Annotated in this window: 18 protein-coding genes; 2 read left to right on the forward strand and 16 right to left on the reverse strand. The window is 70.6% G+C overall.

The features are described from left to right. The first annotated feature begins 139 nt into the window (after positions 1 to 139). Positions 140 to 352 carry a hypothetical protein gene (locus tag JSX79_RS08810; RefSeq protein ID WP_139199319.1) on the forward strand — a complete coding sequence of 71 codons (213 nt, stop codon included), beginning with the start codon at positions 140 to 142 and terminating at the stop codon, positions 350 to 352. Positions 353 to 424: 72 nt separating this feature from the next. On the opposite strand, the gene JSX79_RS08815 is transcribed toward JSX79_RS08810, so the two are convergent. After that, positions 425 to 2,941, reverse strand: a complete 2,517-nt coding sequence (locus JSX79_RS08815) for an ATP-dependent Clp protease ATP-binding subunit (RefSeq protein ID WP_070417315.1) — start codon at positions 2,939 to 2,941, stop codon at positions 425 to 427. Positions 2,942 to 3,223: 282 nt separating this feature from the next. Continuing rightward, complete coding sequence (locus tag JSX79_RS08820; RefSeq protein ID WP_070417316.1) at positions 3,224 to 3,700, reverse strand: Clp protease N-terminal domain-containing protein; 477 nt, start codon at positions 3,698 to 3,700, stop codon at positions 3,224 to 3,226. A 71-nt stretch (positions 3,701 to 3,771) separates the two neighbouring features. Here JSX79_RS08820 and JSX79_RS08825 point away from each other — a divergent pair, with 71 nt between their 5' ends. Continuing rightward, positions 3,772 to 4,704: an NAD(+)/NADH kinase gene (locus JSX79_RS08825; protein ID WP_070417317.1), complete on the forward strand. Its 933-nt coding sequence runs from the start codon at positions 3,772 to 3,774 to the stop codon at positions 4,702 to 4,704. Between the two features lie 150 nt (positions 4,705 to 4,854). On the opposite strand, the gene JSX79_RS08830 is transcribed toward JSX79_RS08825, so the two are convergent. From JSX79_RS08830 to JSX79_RS08895, 14 genes are all read right to left on the reverse strand, one after another. Next, positions 4,855 to 5,925 carry a sigma-70 family RNA polymerase sigma factor gene (locus JSX79_RS08830; RefSeq protein ID WP_070417318.1) on the reverse strand — a complete coding sequence of 357 codons (1,071 nt, stop codon included), beginning with the start codon at positions 5,923 to 5,925 and terminating at the stop codon, positions 4,855 to 4,857. A gap of 340 nt (positions 5,926 to 6,265) precedes the next feature. Beyond that, positions 6,266 to 6,433 (reverse strand): hypothetical protein, encoded by a 168-nt coding sequence (locus tag JSX79_RS08835; RefSeq protein ID WP_156794796.1) that lies wholly within the window; start codon positions 6,431 to 6,433, stop codon positions 6,266 to 6,268. A 63-nt stretch (positions 6,434 to 6,496) separates the two neighbouring features. Beyond that, positions 6,497 to 6,661 carry a hypothetical protein gene (locus JSX79_RS08840; RefSeq protein WP_175475920.1) on the reverse strand — a complete coding sequence of 55 codons (165 nt, stop codon included), beginning with the start codon at positions 6,659 to 6,661 and terminating at the stop codon, positions 6,497 to 6,499. Positions 6,662 to 6,734: 73 nt separating this feature from the next. Beyond that, the gene (locus tag JSX79_RS08845; RefSeq protein ID WP_031262806.1) at positions 6,735 to 6,938 is read right to left on the reverse strand and encodes a hypothetical protein; all 204 of its coding nucleotides are present in this window, start codon (positions 6,936 to 6,938) and stop codon (positions 6,735 to 6,737) included. A gap of 41 nt (positions 6,939 to 6,979) precedes the next feature. Further along, complete coding sequence (gene lysS, locus JSX79_RS08850; RefSeq protein WP_070417320.1) at positions 6,980 to 8,500, reverse strand: lysine--tRNA ligase; 1,521 nt, start codon at positions 8,498 to 8,500, stop codon at positions 6,980 to 6,982. A gap of 55 nt (positions 8,501 to 8,555) precedes the next feature. Beyond that, positions 8,556 to 9,248, reverse strand: coding sequence for a Rossmann-like and DUF2520 domain-containing protein (locus JSX79_RS08855; RefSeq protein ID WP_229085859.1), 693 nt, complete (start codon positions 9,246 to 9,248; stop codon positions 8,556 to 8,558). Next, complete coding sequence (locus JSX79_RS08860) at positions 9,245 to 11,047, reverse strand: PH domain-containing protein (protein WP_229085860.1); 1,803 nt, start codon at positions 11,045 to 11,047, stop codon at positions 9,245 to 9,247. The genes JSX79_RS08855 and JSX79_RS08860 overlap by 4 nt, the downstream gene beginning before the upstream one ends. A gap of 9 nt (positions 11,048 to 11,056) precedes the next feature. Next, the gene (locus JSX79_RS08865) at positions 11,057 to 11,578 is read right to left on the reverse strand and encodes a PH domain-containing protein (RefSeq protein WP_070417322.1); all 522 of its coding nucleotides are present in this window, start codon (positions 11,576 to 11,578) and stop codon (positions 11,057 to 11,059) included. A gap of 60 nt (positions 11,579 to 11,638) precedes the next feature. Further along, complete coding sequence (locus JSX79_RS08870; RefSeq protein ID WP_070417323.1) at positions 11,639 to 12,130, reverse strand: DUF3180 domain-containing protein; 492 nt, start codon at positions 12,128 to 12,130, stop codon at positions 11,639 to 11,641. Continuing rightward, positions 12,127 to 12,672, reverse strand: a complete 546-nt coding sequence (gene folK, locus JSX79_RS08875) for a 2-amino-4-hydroxy-6-hydroxymethyldihydropteridine diphosphokinase (RefSeq protein ID WP_229085861.1) — start codon at positions 12,670 to 12,672, stop codon at positions 12,127 to 12,129. The genes JSX79_RS08870 and folK overlap by 4 nt, the downstream gene beginning before the upstream one ends. Then, positions 12,669 to 13,070, reverse strand: coding sequence for a dihydroneopterin aldolase (folB, locus tag JSX79_RS08880; RefSeq protein ID WP_071296491.1), 402 nt, complete (start codon positions 13,068 to 13,070; stop codon positions 12,669 to 12,671). Before folB ends, folK begins: the two co-directional genes overlap by 4 nt. Beyond that, positions 13,067 to 14,041 (reverse strand): dihydropteroate synthase, encoded by a 975-nt coding sequence (gene folP / locus JSX79_RS08885; protein ID WP_175475922.1) that lies wholly within the window; start codon positions 14,039 to 14,041, stop codon positions 13,067 to 13,069. Before folP ends, folB begins: the two co-directional genes overlap by 4 nt. A gap of 6 nt (positions 14,042 to 14,047) precedes the next feature. Next, positions 14,048 to 16,033, reverse strand: a complete 1,986-nt coding sequence (ftsH, locus tag JSX79_RS08890) for an ATP-dependent zinc metalloprotease FtsH (protein ID WP_070417326.1) — start codon at positions 16,031 to 16,033, stop codon at positions 14,048 to 14,050. Positions 16,034 to 16,215: 182 nt separating this feature from the next. Then, on the reverse strand, positions 16,216 to 16,724 hold a 509-nt coding region (locus tag JSX79_RS08895), incomplete at its 5' end, for a hypothetical protein (RefSeq protein WP_229085862.1).

Genomic DNA, 16,724 nt, shown 5'->3' on the forward strand with positions numbered 1-16,724 from the left:
CGCTGCGTGCGAGGTGTTGGGGGGAACCCCTCGCGCGCAGTCACCACCGTACCCCCGGACGGGGGCCCGTGGTACCGCGACGCGCGAACCGTCCCGGGTCTGGGTCGGGCGACATCGCGCCGCGCGTAGCGTCCGGCGCATGGACGATCAACCCGAACCCGAAGCCCACGAGCGTCACCGCTCCGTGGCAGACCTCAACGACGAGTCACTCGGACGCCCCTTCGACCAGACCAACGGCCTGGCGGACGGACTGAGCGGCGACTCGGACGGCACGGCCGAGAGCGAGCAGCCCGGCGTGCACAAGCGACACGAGAAGCGCGAGAAGCACCGCGGGCGCGACCACCAGGGGTGACCGCACCCACGACGTGACGGGAGGCGCGGTGCCAGCGGGCACCGCGCCTCCCGTCATGTCCGTGACCGGGTCCTAGGACTCGATCTCGCCCTGCGGCGTGTCCGTCGCCTCGACGGCGGCCGCGCCGGCGAGGACCTCTTCGCGACCCGGCTGACGCCCGGTCTCGAACTGGAACTCGCCACCGGTGAAGTCGACCTTCACGTGGTCGCCGGCCGTGAGCTCACCCTGCAGGATGTGCTCGGACAGCTGGTCCTCGACCTCGTGCTGCATCGCGCGGCGGAGCGGGCGGGCACCGAGTGCCGGGTCGAACCCGACCTTGATGAGCTGCTCCTTGGCAGCGAGCGTGAGCTCCACCGTCATGTCGCGGTCGAGCAGGCGGTCCGCCAGGCGCTTCACGAAGAGGTCCACGATCTGCAGCAGCTCGGGCTGCGAGAGCTGCGGGAACACGATCGTGTCGTCGACGCGGTTGAGGAACTCGGGCTTGAAGTGCTTCTTGAGCTCCTCGTTCACCTTCGAGCGCATGCGGTCGTAGCCGACACCGGAGTCACCCTCGACCTGGAAGCCCACCGGGCCACCGGCGATGCCCTGCGAACCGAGGTTCGTGGTCATGATGATGACGGTGTTCTTGAAGTCGACCACGCGGCCCTGACCATCGGTCAGACGACCCTCTTCGAGGACCTGCAGCAGCGAGTTGAAGATGTCCGGGTGGGCCTTCTCGATCTCGTCGAAGAGGACCACGGAGAACGGCTTGCGGCGCACCTTCTCGGTGAGCTGGCCGCCCTCCTCGAACCCGACGAACCCGGGAGGGGCACCGAAGAGTCGCGAGACGGTGTGCTTCTCGCCGAACTCCGACATGTCGAGGGAGATCAGCGCACCCTCGTCGTCGAAGAGGAACTCGGCGAGCGCCTTGGCGAGCTCGGTCTTCCCGACGCCCGTGGGGCCGGCGAAGATGAACGAGCCGGAGGGACGGTTCGGGTCCTTCAGGCCGGCGCGGGTGCGGCGGATGGTCTTGGACAGGGCCGAGATGGCCTCTTCCTGACCGATGACGCGCTCGTGCAGTGCCTTCTCCATGAAGACGAGACGCGAGGTCTCCTCTTCGGTGAGCTTGAACACCGGGATGCCCGTGGCCTGCGCCAGGACCTCGGCGATGATGCCCTCGTCGACGGTGCCGGACGCGGCGACGTCACCCGCACGCCACTGCTTCTCGAGGCGGAGACGCTCGCCGAGGAGCTTCTTCTCCTCGTCGCGGAGCGAAGCGGCCTTCTCGAAGTCCTGCTCCTCGATCGCGGCTTCCTTCTGCCCGCGGACCGCCGAGATCTTCTCGTCGAACTCGCGGAGCTCCGGCGGCGCCGACAGGATCGACAGACGGAGACGTGCACCGGCCTCGTCGATCAGGTCGATCGCCTTGTCCGGCAGGAAGCGGTCCTGCACGTAGCGGTCCGCGAGGTTCGCCGCGGCGACGATCGCGCCGTCGGTGATGGACACCTTGTGGAACGCCTCGTACTTGTCGCGGAGGCCCTTGAGGATGTTGATCGCGTGGGGCAGCGACGGCTCGTTGACCTGCACCGGCTGGAAGCGACGCTCGAGTGCGGCGTCCTTCTCGAAGTGCTTGCGGTACTCGTCGAGCGTGGTGGCACCGATGGTCTGGAGCTCACCGCGTGCGAGCAGCGGCTTGAGGATGGAAGCGGCGTCGATCGCGCCCTCGGCAGCACCGGCACCCACGAGGGTGTGGATCTCGTCGATGAAGACGATGATGTCGCCGCGGGTGCGGATCTCCTTCGTGACCTTCTTGAGGCGCTCCTCGAAGTCACCGCGGTAGCGGGACCCGGCGATGAGCGACCCGAGGTCGAGCGAGTAGAGCTGCTTGTCCTTCAGCGTCTCGGGCACGTCGCCCTTGACGATCGCCTGGGCGAGGCCCTCGACGACGGCGGTCTTGCCGACGCCGGGCTCACCGATCAGGACGGGGTTGTTCTTGGAGCGGCGGGAGAGGATCTGCATGACCCGCTCCATCTCCTTCTCGCGGCCGATGACCGGGTCGAGCTTGCCGTCGCGCGCCGCCTGGGTGAGGTTCCGACCGAACTGGTCGAGGACCTGCGAACCCTGCTGGGCGTTCTGCTGCTGCTCGCCGCCGACGGCGACCGCTTCCTTGCCCTGGTAGCCGGACAGGAGCTGGATGACCTGCTGACGGACGCGGTTGAGGTCCGCGCCGAGCTTGACGAGCACCTGGGCGGCGACGCCCTCGCCCTCGCGGATGAGGCCGAGGAGGATGTGCTCGGTGCCGATGTAGTTGTGGCCGAGCTGCAGCGCCTCGCGCAGGGACAGCTCGAGCACCTTCTTGGCGCGCGGCGTGAACGGGATGTGCCCGGTCGGCTGCTGCTGGCCCTGCCCGATGATGTCCTGGACCTGCTCGCGGACGGCATCGAGCGAGATGCCGAGCGACTCCAGCGCCTTGGCGGCGACGCCCTCGCCCTCGTGGATGAGGCCGAGGAGGATGTGCTCGGTGCCGATGTAGTTGTGGTTGAGCATCTTCGCTTCTTCTTGAGCGAGGACGACAACACGACGGGCTCGGTCGGTGAATCTCTCGAACATGTGCTCTCCCTTGCCGGGCTCGTGGAAGTCCGGTGACGTACATCGAGAGTAACCAGCGCACCCCGGGTGGTCTGCCCCTGTTCGCCGTGGGCGTGACCTCGTTGCGTCCGGTGAACAGGGGACGGTCGGGAGGCGCGGTGCGGGTCCGCCCCGGAGCCTGCGCCCGGTGGTGCTCACGGGGGTCACGCGGCGGGTCGCGCGGGGTGTCGGGTCGGCGCGGGCCGGCGCGGGCCGCGGGTCGGCGCGGGCCGCGGGTCGGCGCGGGGCGCGGGGCGGGCTGTGTCAGGCGCGTCGTGCGGCCCGACGCAGTGCGCGGCGGAAGCGGCGCGGGTCGACACCGAGACCGTCGAGGACGTCGTGCGCGGCCCCCGTGAACGGATCGTCGATGCCGTCGAGCACCGCGAGCAGCACGTGGTGCGGTCGGACGCGTTCCGCCGGGCCGGCGAGCTGTGCGGCACGTGCCAGCACCCGCGCCGCGGCCGGTGTGCACGTGACCCGGTCGGGCGAGACCGGTCCGGGTGCCCCGGCGCCGACGAAGGCGCTGCTCGCGGTGCGGACGCGGTCGGGCGTGACGCCGTGCGCGTCGAGGACGTCGAGGAAGCGGGGCATCCCGCTGCAGAGCGTGACCGCGGCGACGAGGAGGTGTTCGGCGTCGAGGAAGCCGAACCCGGTCTCCAGTGACTCCTGTTCCGCGAGGAGCACGATCTCGCGTCCGTGCCGGAGTGTGGGCAGGGCGACGGAGAGCGTGGCGATCTGCATACATGCAGAATATCTCATGTGTGAGCAGTCCACCAGAGGAGATCCCGGGCGCGATCGGTACGATCGCGACCATGGAGCAGCCCGTCGTCGGACTCGTCGTCCACCCGACCAAGAACGTGCAGGAGTCCGTCGCGACCCTGCAGCGCTGGAACGCCTCCGGCCGCGGACGCCTCGTCGCCCGCCGCGCCGACGTCCAGCGCATCGGCGGCGGGGTCGACGTGATCGGGGACGAGGACTTCACGGAGGAGGTCGACCTCGTCGTCGCACTCGGCGGGGACGGCACGATGCTCGGGGCCATGCGGCTCGTGGCGAAGCGTCCGGTGCCGGTGCTCGGGGTCAACTACGGCAACGTGGGCTTCCTCGTCGAGATCGAGCCGCCCGAGCTCGAGGTCGCGCTCGAGCGGCTGTCCGCCGGCGACTACCAGCTCGAACCGCACCACGCCCTCGAGGCCCGGCTGTTCTGGAGTGGAGCCCGCACCGACTACCTCGCGTTCAACGACCTCACGATCGTGCGACGCCCCGGCGCCGGCCAGGTGTCCGCGGACCTCAGCGTCGGCGGGCTCGGGTACGGGTACTACCGGGCGGACGCCATCGTCGCCGCGACCCCGGCCGGATCCACCGCGTACAACTACGCCGCCGGTGGCCCCGTCCTCTCCCCCGCACTGTCCGGCTCCGTCGTGACCCCGGTCGCACCGATGGCCGGGATCGACCGTGCCGTGGTCCTCGCCGCTCGCGAGCGCTACCGGTTCGACATCGCCGAGGGCACCCGCAGCGCAGCGCTCGAGGTCGACGGACTCGTGGTCGGCGAGGTCGCCACCGGTGCGCAGATCGACGTGCGGCTGCGGAAGGACGCCGGCAGCGTGGTCCGCCTCGACGCCGAGCGCCACGGGCGGACCGGCCGCGTGAAGCTCAGCCTGCTCGACCTGCCCGTGCGACCGGACCAGCTCATCGAGCTCATCCCCCAGGACCTCCGCCAGAAGCTCGGGCGCGAGGTCGAGGAGTAGCGGACCGCGCCCTGCCCGACCCCGGGAACGTGAATGGCCCGCTCACGCCGAAGCGCGAGCGGGCCGTCCCATCACCCCACCGGATCGTCTTCCCACAGAACGACCCGGTTCCCCGTGCCGGCGCTCACGCGCCGGCCGAAGTCCACTGACCTAGTCGGTCAGGTACAGCTGCATGTCCTGCGAGACCGCCTTGGCGAAGAGCCGCAGCTTGGCGCGGGACTCCACACGGCTGACCGCCTGGCGGGTCGTGTGGACGATCTTCGAGATCTCGTCGAGCGTCATCGGCTTGTCGTCGTCGAGGCCGTAGCGCATGCGGATCACGTTCGCCTCGTCGCTCGGCAGTTCGGCGACGATCGAGCGGATGTCGCGGTGGAGCAGTGTCGTCTCGGTCAGCTCGTTCGGGGACGCGGCGTCCTCGTCCTCGATGAAGTCGCCGAGCTCGCTGTCGTCCGAGTCGCCGACCACCGTGTGGATCGACACCGGCTCGTGCGAGCGGCCCTTGAGGTCGACGAGCTCGTCGACGCTCATGCTCAGCTCGGCCGCGACCTCGTCCGGCATCGGCGCGCGGCCGAGGTCGACGGTGAGGTCGCGCTCGGTGCGGGAGATCTTGTTGATCAGCTCGACCGTGTGGACCGGGATGCGGATCGTGCGGGCCTTGTCGGCGAGACCGCGGGAGATCGCTTGACGGATCCACCAGGTGGCGTACGTCGAGAACTTGTAGCCCTGCGTGAAGTCGAACTTCTCGACCGCGCGGACCAGGCCGAGGTTGCCTTCCTGGATGACGTCCATGAAGGGCAGGCCGCGCTGCGAGTAGCGCTTGGCGATGCTCACGACGAGGCGGAGGTTCGAGGTGATCATGCGCTCCTTGGCGCGCTCACCGTCACGGACGAGCCAGCGCAGTTCACGCTGCAGGGTCTTCGCGAGGCCCTTCTCGGTGGCGAGCTTCTCCCCGGCGAAGAGGCCGACCTCGATGCGGCGGGCGATCTCGGCTTCTTCCTCGGCGGTGAGGAGCGAGAGGCGGCCGATGTGGCGGAGGTAGTCGCCCACCTGGTCGACCGAGGCGCCGCGGACACCCGCGAGCTGCTCGTCGGCCTCGACCTCGGTGTCGAGCGTGGTGGTCTCGACCGCGGTGACCGGAGCCTTCGCTGCGGTGGTCTTCTTGGTGCGACGTGCGGTGGTGCCGGTGGTCGTCGTCTTGGGTGCTGCGGTTGCGATCGTCATGATGACTCCCTGCGTTCGACGGGTGATGACCTCGTTGGGGGTGTCACGAGTAAAGCGTTCCGGAGGTGTACCCCACAAACCGATCGGATCGATTCTCAGGCTTCTCCGTGCTTCACCATGGATACCGTCCCCCGAGGGGTACAGCCTGTCGTCAGTCTGGTCCCCCGCACGGTCGAGAATCAAGGGGATGTCGCCGTGTTTCCGGCGTTGCATCGGTGTTTCTTGCTCGTTTCCGATCCTGTACCCCGGGCCGCCGCGTCCAGTGGACACGAAAAAGGGGTACGGCGGTCCGGATCGTGGCGATCCGGTCGTCGTACCCCGAAAACCGAACGGGCGGGGGTCACCAGGAGGGCTCGAGCCACCCCTCGCGACGCTTCGAGACCTCGAGGTCAGCGTCTCGGTCGAACTCGTCGTACTCGCTCTCGATGTCGCCGACGAGGCTGCGGCCGGTGAAGACGCCCCCGCGGTTCGCGAGGACACCACCGGAGATGATCTGCGTGATGGACATGCGGACGATGCTCACCCCGGCAGACGACGTCGGGGTGAACGGCCGGTGACGGTGTCCGGACGCTCAGACGTCGATGTCGTCGTCGTCGCCCTCGCCGTCGGGCCACACGGTGTCGTCGCGAGCGGGATCCGCGACCGCCGGGTGCCCGAAGGCGTCATCGGGATCGAGGTCGGCGAGGTCGGGGTCGGGCTGGGGTTCGGGGTCCCTGCCGTCCGGGGTCGCGCGCATGCACGCCAGGGTCGCACCGCGCGGTGAACACCGGGTGACGTCGACCGCGGGCGGCCCCTTGATCGAGAGCGGGTTACTCCGCGGAGGCGGGGGCCGGTGCCGGCACGCCGTGCTCACGCTCGAAGCGGGCGCGCTCCTCGGCCTCGACCTTGGCGTACGCGGCACGCTCGGTGCGGTCGGCCCGCATGATGGCGCGCATCACGAACCAGAAGATGAGGCCGACCACGACGGTCGGCGTCAGGGCGAAGATGATCCCGGTCACGACTCCATGCGGCACCCGAGCATCCTAACCCCCGGAACGGAGCCGTCAGCTGGGTCCTACTTCACCAACGGGAACAGGATCGTCTCGCGGATGCCCAGGCCCGTGATGGCCATGAGGAGCCGGTCGATGCCCATGCCCATGCCGCCCGACGGCGGCATCGCGTGCTCGAGTGCCCGCAGGAACTCCTCGTCGACGCGCATGGCCTCGAGGTCGCCGCCCGCAGCGAGCTTCGCCTGCTCGACGAACCGCTCCCGCTGCACGACCGGGTCGACGAGCTCGGAGTACGCCGTCGCCAGCTCGAAGCCACGGACGTAGAGGTCCCACTTCTCGACGATGCCCGGACGGCTGCGGTGCTCGCGGGTCAGTGGCGAGGTGTCGACCGGGAAGTTCATCACGAACGTCGGGCGGTCGAGCGAGTCGATGACGAAGTGCTCCCAGAGCTCTTCGACGTACTTGCCGTGCGTGGCGTGCGCGACCTCGACGCCCTCGGCATCGGCGAGCGCCCGCAGCTCGGACAGCGGCGTCTCCGGGGTGATCTCGCGACCGGCCGCCTCGGACAGCGACCCGTACATGTCGATGCGCGGCCACTCGCCGCCGAGGTCGTAGGTCGTACCGTCCGCCCAGGTGACCTCGAGCGAGCCGCCGGTCACCGCACGCGCGGCGTTCTGCACGAGCTCCTGCGTCAGGTCGGCCATCTGCTCGTAGTCGCCGTACGCCTGGTAGGCCTCGAGCATCGCGAACTCGGGCGAGTGCGTCGAGTCGGCGCCCTCGTTGCGGAAGTTCCGGTTCACCTCGAACACCCGGTCGATGCCGCCGACGACGGCGCGCTTGAGGAAGAGCTCCGGCGCGATGCGGAGGTACAGCTCGGTGTCGAACGCGTTCGAGTGCGTGACGAAGGGCCGCGCCGAGGCACCGCCGTGCTGGGTCTGCAGCATCGGGGTCTCGACCTCGAGGTAGTCGTGACCAGCGAAGGTCTGCCGGAGCGACGACATCACCGCGGCACGGGCGCGGACGGTGGCCCTGGCCTCCTCGCGAACGATGAGGTCGAGGTAGCGCTGGCGGACCCGGGTCTCCTCGTTGAGTTCGTTGTGGAGGTTCGGCAGCGGCAGGATCGCCTTGGCCGCGATCTGCCAGTCGTCGACCATGATCGACAGCTCGCCCCGCCGCGAGGAGATCACCCGGCCGTGCACGAACACGTGGTCCCCGAGGTCGACGAACTCCTTCCAGCGCGCGAGCGACTCCTCGCCCACTTCAGCGAGGGACACCATCGCCTGGATGCGGGAGCCGTCGCCGGACTGCAGGGACGCGAAGCAGAGCTTGCCGGTGTTGCGCGAGAACACGATGCGGCCGGCGATCCCGACGACGTCCTGGGTCTCCTCGCCGGTCTCGAGGTGCGCGTACTGTGCACGGACCGCGGGGATGGTGGTGGTGACCGGCAGGCCCGCAGGGTACGCCTCGATCCCCGACTCGAGGAGCTTCGCCCGCTTGTCGAGCCGGACCTGTCGCTGCTCGCTGGTCTCCGCCGCGGCGATCTCGGCGGCGGAGGGCTCGGTGGCGGGTGCGGTCTCGTCGGTCATGCTGGTGCGGCTCCGATGGTCGTGGGGGTCCCGGAAATCGTACAGCGCGGCCGGACTAGAGCGTCGCCTGCCCGTCGGCCGCCGCGAGCGCGTTGTCGACGGCCGTGCGGACCAGCGCTCCGAGGACCCGGCCCGGGTACTCGACCCCGATGCCGGACAGCGTGCCGGCGGACTGGTCGACGATCGCGGTCGAGAAGCTCACCGCGGTGCGGACGGCGTCGGCGTAGGCGGGCCGGTCCTGCTCGGTGACGACGAACGGCTCCGCACCCATCTCGACGACGAGCGCCTGGGCGATGGGGAGTACGGGCGACGGTGCGGTCACGGCGCAGTACGCGTCGCGGAGCCGGACGAGGTCGACGCTGGTGCCCGTGAACGCCATCGCGGGGTGGATCGCGAGCGGGATCGCCCCCGCGGCCATCGCCGGTGCGAGGATGCCCACGCCGTGGTCCGGGCTGGTGTGCACGACGAGCTGCCCCGGCTGCCAGATACCGGCGTCCGCGAGCCCCTGCACGAGGTCGGCCAGCTGGTCGTCCGGCACGGCGAGGAGTACGAGTTCGCTGCGCTCGACGAGGTCGGGGGTCTCGAGGACGGGTGCGCCGGGGAGTATCGCCTCGGCGCGGTCGCGTCCGGCTTCGGACACGGCCGTCACGCCGACGACGGCGTGCTCGGCGTTCGCGAGCGCTGCTCCGAGGACCGGTCCGACCCGTCCGGCACCGAGGACGCCGACTCCCAGCCGTCCGGCCCTCACCGCGCGGCTCCCGGCGGCGGGGTGTCGCCCCAGGGCGATCCAGGAGGCACGGTGCCGGTCGGCCGCACCGGCTCGGCGCCGCCGGGTGCGCGCTCTGGCGACGACTGCTCGCGGTCCACCGCGTCCACTCGTCGCTCTGGTGACCACTCCGGGGCCGCGGCCGGCGCGACGGGGGTGAGCCGCGCCTCCCGTTCGCGCCACCGGTGGGAGGTGTCGGCCGCAGCCGCCTCGACCGCGCGGGCCGAGGTGTCCGACCACAGCTGCTGCGCGTCCCGCGCGTCCAGCGCACCGATGCTCGCGGAGACCGGGCCCTGCACGGTCTGCACGTGCACCGACGCGAGCCGCAGCGCACGCTCGAGCGGCCCCTGCGAGACCTTGACACTCTGCACGCGTGGCAGCGGCACGATGACCAGCGAGCGCCAGACGGCACCGAGCCGGAGCAGGACGGCACCCGGGACGAAGCGGTAGCCGTTGCGGCGGAACGCGAACGGGCGGAGCCAGGCGCCCCGGCGCGGGGAGTGCACGAACCCGCCGCGGTCGCCCGTGGTGGTGAGGCTGTCGTCGACGACGTCCACGGCCTCGGCCGAGCCCTCGCGGAGCTGCTCCTGCGAGGCGGCGGGACCGGCGACGGCGGTGCCGACGAGGCCGGGGAGGATGATGTCGAGGACCTCGCGGACGTCGCGCGCGGTGCCGACCGGCAGGACGATCGACGAGACCTGCTGGTTGTTCGAAGCCCCGTTGCCGGCGTTCGTCGCACGGTTGATCCGGACGTCCCACCAGCCGAACGGCCGCCAGAGCAGCGGCTGCGCCACGCTCACGGCGTGGATGCGGCCGGGCGGCAGGGTCTCGTTCGAGGTGGACACGAGCCCGAAGCCGATCCGGATGCCGTCGCGGGTCTCGGCGATCGTGTACTGCAGCGAGCGGGAGAACTTCCGGACGTAGTACCCGCCGGCGCCGATCACCGCGGGGAACAGGCCGAAGAGGATCCCGTACTCGCCGGTGAGCGCCACGCTGACGATCATCGCGGCGACCGCGGCGAGGATGAACACCGTCGTGCCGGAGAGCAGCATCGACGCGATGAGCCGGCCGGGGTGCACCTTCACGATGCGCGTCGTGCGGACCGCGGCGGGGTCGAGCTCCGGCGAGAAGATCTCGTCGACACGGTGCTGCAGCACGCCGTTCGACGCCCGGGCCGGGTCGTGCTGCCGCTCGTCGTCCTTCGCCCCGGAGGCGAGCACGAGGATGCGCTGCCGCAGGTCGTCCGCAGCCTTGACCCCGAGGTAGGCGAGCTGCACGTTCGCGTCGTTGCCGGCCTGGGCGATCTCGAGCTTGGCGGTGCCGAAGATCCGCGGGATGAGCGGCCGCGAGATGTTGATGCCCTGGATGCGGTCCAGCCGGGCCTTGCGGTTCGTCCGGAAGAGCACGCCCGAGCGGACCTCGACGATCTCGCCGGTCACCCGGAACTCGTGCATGCGCCAGGACAGGGTGAACAACGCAAGGAGTACCAGCAACAGCACAGCCACGCCGAGCAGCACCCAGCCGACGACGCCGTGCTCGTAGACGTACCGCACGGGGTCGCCGTCGTCCTGCGGGCCACCACCGGGGATGAAGAACTCGACGAGCTGGTCCCGCAGGCTGTTCAGCACGTAGCCGAGGATCACGATGAGGAAGATGCCGCCCTTGAGCAGCGGCGTCAGCGGGTGCATGCGGTGCCACTCGCCGTCGGTGAGCGGCGCGGCAGCGGCGGCGTTGCCCCGGTGCGGCGGAGCGGGCGGCGGCGGGCCGGGTCGGAAGGTCATGCGGCCCTCCTAGAGCCCGGCGCGGCGGGACTCGGCGAGCTCGACGAGCCGGTCGCGCAGCTCGTCGGCGTCGGCGAAGGGGATGCCGGGGATCCGGACGTTGGTCGACGCGGCCGCCGTGACGAACTTCAGCTCGCTCATGCCGAGCACCCGGTCGAGCGGTCCGCGGTTGACGTCGACGAGCTGCATGCGGCCGTACGGGACGGCGGTGAACCGCTGCCACATCAGGCCGCGCCGGAGGACGAGGTCGTCGTCACGGAGGGCGTACCCGATCGCCCGCACGCGTCGCGGCGTCAGGATCGCCGTCACGAGGGTGACGATCGCGACCGCGATCCCGATCAGCGTCCAGACGGTGCCGGCCGTGCCGGAGAACCCGCCGCTGACGACGCCGATGATGACGCAGCCGGCGGTCACCACGAGCCCGATCACGATCGTCGTGACGAGCTCGGTCCAGACGAGCTTGGGCGACACCCGGGTCCAGGTGGTGCCGGTCAGTCCCAGACCGGGCTCGTCGAGTCGTTCACGCGGCATCGCGGGCCTCCTGCGGTCGGGTCGAGCTGGGCGGTGTGCCGGCGTCGTGCCGCCCCGGTGTCAGTGCGCCTGCGTCGTGCCGCCCCGGGGGAGGTCGTCGTCGTCATCGTCCCCAGGAGGAGCGATGCACATGCGTTCAGCGACGAGTGCGCACACCGTCAACACGAGTCCACCCCCGACCGCCACGGCGTTCGGCAGGACCGAGCCTAGCGAAGGGAAGGCCGAGCGGGTCAGGAGGTACACGAGCAGGCCCGCGCCGAACCCGCCGAACAGCGAGCCCGCGATGCTCGACGCCTTCGCGAGCACCACGACGCGGATCGCGTAGAGCGGGTCGACGGGGTGGGACCGGGACGCGCCGTCGCGAGCGTGCCGACGGACCGGCCGGGCCATCAGGACCACGGCGATGCCGATGAACGCGAGGGTGACGCCGAGGGGTGTCGCGAGGAACAGCGTCGGCGCCTGCCGCGACGCCAGGACGGCGTCGAGGGCGAAGCCGGCGACCGCCGCGACGACGGCGACGCTGAGCAGGGTGGAGGCGCGGGTGGGCTTCACGAATCGCTCGTCTCTGGCCTGGAGGCGCGGGTCGGCTCGTCGAAGAGGCGCGGCTCGTCGACGCGCTCCGTGTCGTCCCCCACCCGCTCGAGCAGGTCGGCGACGGGCCCGACACCCGGCAGGACGGCGTCCGGGTCGGCGTCGTGCCACGGCGCGAGCACGAACGCCCGCTCGCCGGCGCGCGGGTGCGGCACGGTCAGGGTCACGGTGTCGAGGGACAGGTCGTCGTACGCCACGAGGTCGAGGTCGAGCGTCCGGTCGCCCCAGCGGACCTCGCGCGTGCGGCCGTGGGTGTCCTCGATGCCGTGCAGGGCGTCGAGGAGTTCCTGCGGCTCGAGGTCGGTGTCGACGACCACGACGGCGTTCCGGTACCGGGGCTTCGTCGTGTCCGGGCCGTCGAGCGTGACGGCGACCGACTCGACCTCGCGGCTGGAGGCCACCGGACGCACCCCCGGGAGGGCGACGATCGCGGCGGCGGCGGCGCGCAGGGTGCTCCCCCGGTCGCCGAGGTTGGCGCCGAGGGCGACGACCGCCCGGCTCACTCTTCTTCCTCGACGTCGGACCCGGCGGCACGGACGCCGCCACGGGTCCGGCGGATCGTGATCGACACGTCGGTGAACGGCACCGTGATGGGCGCCTGCGGCTTGTGCACCGTGACCTCGGTCGCCAGGGCCGCACGGTGCGTCAGCACGGCGGCGGCGATGCGCTCGGCGAGGGTCTCGATGAGGTCGACCGGGTCGCGCTCGATCTCGGCGACGACCTGCTCAGCGAGCACGCCGTAGTGCACGGTCTCGTCGAGGTCGTCGGAGCCGGACGCGGCGCGGGCGTCGACCTCGACGGCGACGTCGACCACGAAGTCCTGGCCGTCGGTGCGCTCGTGGTCGAAGACCCCGTGGTGCCCGCGCGCGCGGACCCCGGTCAGTCGGATGGTGTCCCTCACGATCGAGCTGCCCTCCAGGCGTCCCAGACGTCGAGCACGGCACGGGTCGGTGCCGGGTCGTGCACGCGCACACCCCACGCCCCGCGTTCGGCGGAGAGCAGGCTGATGGCGGCGGTGGCGAGGTCGCGCTCCTTCGGGGCGGCACCGGCAGCGCTGCCGACCCCGTCGAGGAAGCGCTTGCGTGAGGCGGCGACGAGCACCGGCAGGCCGATCGATGCGAACCGCTCGTAGCCCGCCAGGATCTCCCAGTTCTGCACGCCCTGCTTGGCGAAGCCGAGGCCCGGGTCGATGACGACCTGTTCCTGGCGCACCCCGAGGACGATGAGCTCGGCGACGCGGAGTTCGACCTCGCGCCGGACCTCGTCGACGGCGTGCACGTACTCGGCGTTGCGGTACATCCGGTCGCTGTGCCCGCGCCAGTGCATGACGACGAACCCGGCACCCGTGTCACGGACGACTCGCGCCATGTCGTCGTCGGCCAGCCCACCGGAGACGTCGTTCACGATGGCGGCGCCGAGGTCCACCGAACGCTCGGCGGTCGAGGCGTTCATCGTGTCGACGCTCACCGTGATCCCCTCGGCCACGAGCTGCTGCACGACCGGGAGCACCCGCTGCTGCTCGACCTCGACGGGGACGCGCTCCGACCCCGGCCGGGTCGACTCCCCGCCGACGTCGACGATGTCGGCCCCGGCGGCGACGAGTTCCCGGGCGTGCTGCACCGCGGCGTCGTACGCCTGGTGCAGCCCGCCGTCGCTGAAGGAGTCCGGCGTGACGTTGAGGATCCCCATCACCCGGGTCCGGTCGTCGGCCGGCGCACCGCGGTCACGGTCGCGCCGCCGACCGGTCACGATCTCCGGCACCGGTGCTGGTGCCCGGAGGTCGATCGCGACCGTCGGCGGCTCGGCTGCTGCGGCCCGCGCCTGGCTCACCTCGGCGAGCCGACGCGAGCGCCTCGTCGGCAGGTCCGTCATGCCGGCCTACGCGGGGGCGATACCCGGGTTGCCGAAGGGACGGCGACGGGGCTTCGACGACTCGTGGTCGGACTGCTCGGACGCGGTCGAGGCGGCCTTGCCCGGCACCTCGATGGCGGGCAGGTTGCTCACCGGACGCTTGTCGCTGGAGAGCCACTGCGGGCGCTCCGGCAGCTTGCGGACGTCCTTGAAGATCTCCACCAGCTCCGGGGCGTCGAGGGTCTCCTTCTCGAGGAGCTCGCCGGCCAGACGGTCGAGGATGTCGCGGTTGTCGTTGAGCACCTGGTAGGCCTCGTCGTGCGCGGCCTCGAGCAGGGCACGGGTCTCGGCGTCGACCGTCTCGGCGATGTTCTCCGAGTAGTCGCGGCTGGTCCCGCCGCTCATGTCGCGGCCGACGAAGGGCTCGCTCGACCCGGAGCCGAGCTTGACGGACCCGACGGCACGGCTCATGCCGTACTCGGTGACCATCTTGCGCGCCGTGCCGGTGGCCTTCTCGATGTCGTTCGACGCACCCGTGGTCGGGTCGTGGAAGACGATCTCCTCGGCGACGCGACCACCCATGGCGTAGGTGAGCTGGTCGAGCAGTTCGTTGCGGGTGACGGAGTACTTGTCCTCGAGCGGGAGCACCATCGTGTAGCCCAGGGCACGGCCGCGCGGGAGGATCGTGATCTTCGTCACCGGGTCGGTGTGGCGCATGGCCGCGGCCGCGAGGGCGTGACCACCCTCGTGGTAGGCCGTGATGAGGCGTTCCTGGTCGGACATGATGCGCGTGCGACGCTGCGGTCCGGCCATGACGCGGTCGACGGCTTCGTCGAGGGCGCGGTTGTCGATGAGCTGCGCGTTCGAGCGGGCCGTCAGGAGCGCGGCCTCGTTCAGGACGTTCGCCAGGTCGGCGCCGGTGAAGCCCGGCGTCTTGCGGGCGAGGAGCTCGAGGTCGACGCTCGCGGCGAGCGGCTTGCCCTTCGCGTGCACCTCGAGGATCTGCTGGCGGCCGGCGAGGCCCGGGGCGTCGACGCCGATCTGGCGGTCGAAGCGACCGGGGCGGAGGAGCGCCGGGTCGAGGACGTCGGGACGGTTCGTCGCCGCGATGAGGATCACGTTGGTCTTGCCGTCGAAGCCGTCCATCTCGACGAGGAGCTGGTTCAGCGTCTGCTCGCGCTCGTCGTTGCCGCCGCCGATGCCGGCGCCACGGTGACGACCCACGGCGTCGATCTCGTCGATGAAGACGATGGCGGGCGAGTTCTGCTTCGCCTGCTCGAAGAGGTCGCGGACACGGCTCGCACCGACACCGACGAACATCTCGACGAAGTCCGAACCGGAGATCGAGTAGAACGGGACGCCCGCCTCACCGGCGACGGCTCGGGCGAGCAGCGTCTTGCCGGTTCCGGGAGGGCCGTACAGCAGCACGCCCTTCGGGATCTTGGCGCCGACGGCCTGGAACTTCGCCGGCTCCTTGAGGAACTCCTTGATCTCCTGGAGCTCCTCGATCGCCTCGTCGGCGCCCGCGACGTCGGCGAAGCTGACCTGCGGGTTCTCCTTGTTGTTCATCTTCGCCCGGGACTTGCCGAACTGCATGACCTTCGAGCCGCCGCCCTGGGCGTTGGCGAGGAGGAACCAGAACAGGGCACCGATGATGAGGAACGGCAGGAGGATGCCGAGCAGCGAGAGGAACCAGTTCGACTGCTGGACGGTGTCGTTGTAGCCCTTCGGCAGGTTCGCGTCGTTGACGGCCTGGATGACCTCTTCACCGCGCGGCGTCGAGTAGTAGAACTGCTCGTGCGCGTTGCCGTCCTTCAGGGTGAGGTCGACGCGCTGCTCGGTGGAGTTCACCACCACGGAGGAGACCTTGCCGTCGGAGAGCTGCTGGAGGCCCTTCTGCGTGTCGATCTGCTGCGTGCCGGACTGGCTGATGACAGCCCATCCGATCCAGATCCCCACGATCGCGATCAGCACGTAGATGTACGGCCCGCGAAGGATGCGCTTGAAGTCCATGTGATCCGGGCAGAGCGCCCGACACCTTTCTCTGCCGAAGTTGCGTGCTGATCAGCATACGGCTGCGATTCTGTGGCGAGAATGGGTGTCCTCTGCGGGCGAACTCCACCATTCCCCAGACCGAGCCGGGAGACGCACCACGGTGGGCGCCCCACCCGGCTCGGAGCCGTCAGCTCACCGGGTCAACGGGTGAAGTCGAACGAGACCGCGTCGTTCCCGAGCTCGCCGTACTGCTGCACCTTGGCGCTGATGAGCCGGTGGTTCGGGATCTCGACGCTCCAGGCGCCGTCAGCGCCGGCCATCACCGTGTGGGTCCACACGTTCGCGCCCGGGACCGGCTTGCCACCGGGGTTCGAGAGCGCCACCCGCACCTGCGACCACGACGTGGCCGTGCCGGTGAGGCGCGTCGTGCCACCCGGCACGTACGACGTGTCGGAGGTCACCGCGAGCGGGCGGAAGACCGGCTTCTCGCCGTTCTCGTCGGACGCCTGGAGCGCCACGAGGGTCCCGGAGTCGTTCGCCGCGGTCTGCCGCACCCGCACCTGGTGCTGCAGCCCCGCCGCCGCGTACCGCGACTCGAACGACCACTTCCCGTCCGCATCAGCCGTCAGGTTCTCGGAGATGCCCGCCGAGTTGCCGAGGATGTTGATCGCACCGTTCGGCGTCGCCGTCCCCGACAGACGCACCTTCT

The sequence above is a fragment of the Curtobacterium sp. GD1 genome, assembly GCF_020882855.1.
Taxonomy (GTDB): domain Bacteria; phylum Actinomycetota; class Actinomycetes; order Actinomycetales; family Microbacteriaceae; genus Curtobacterium.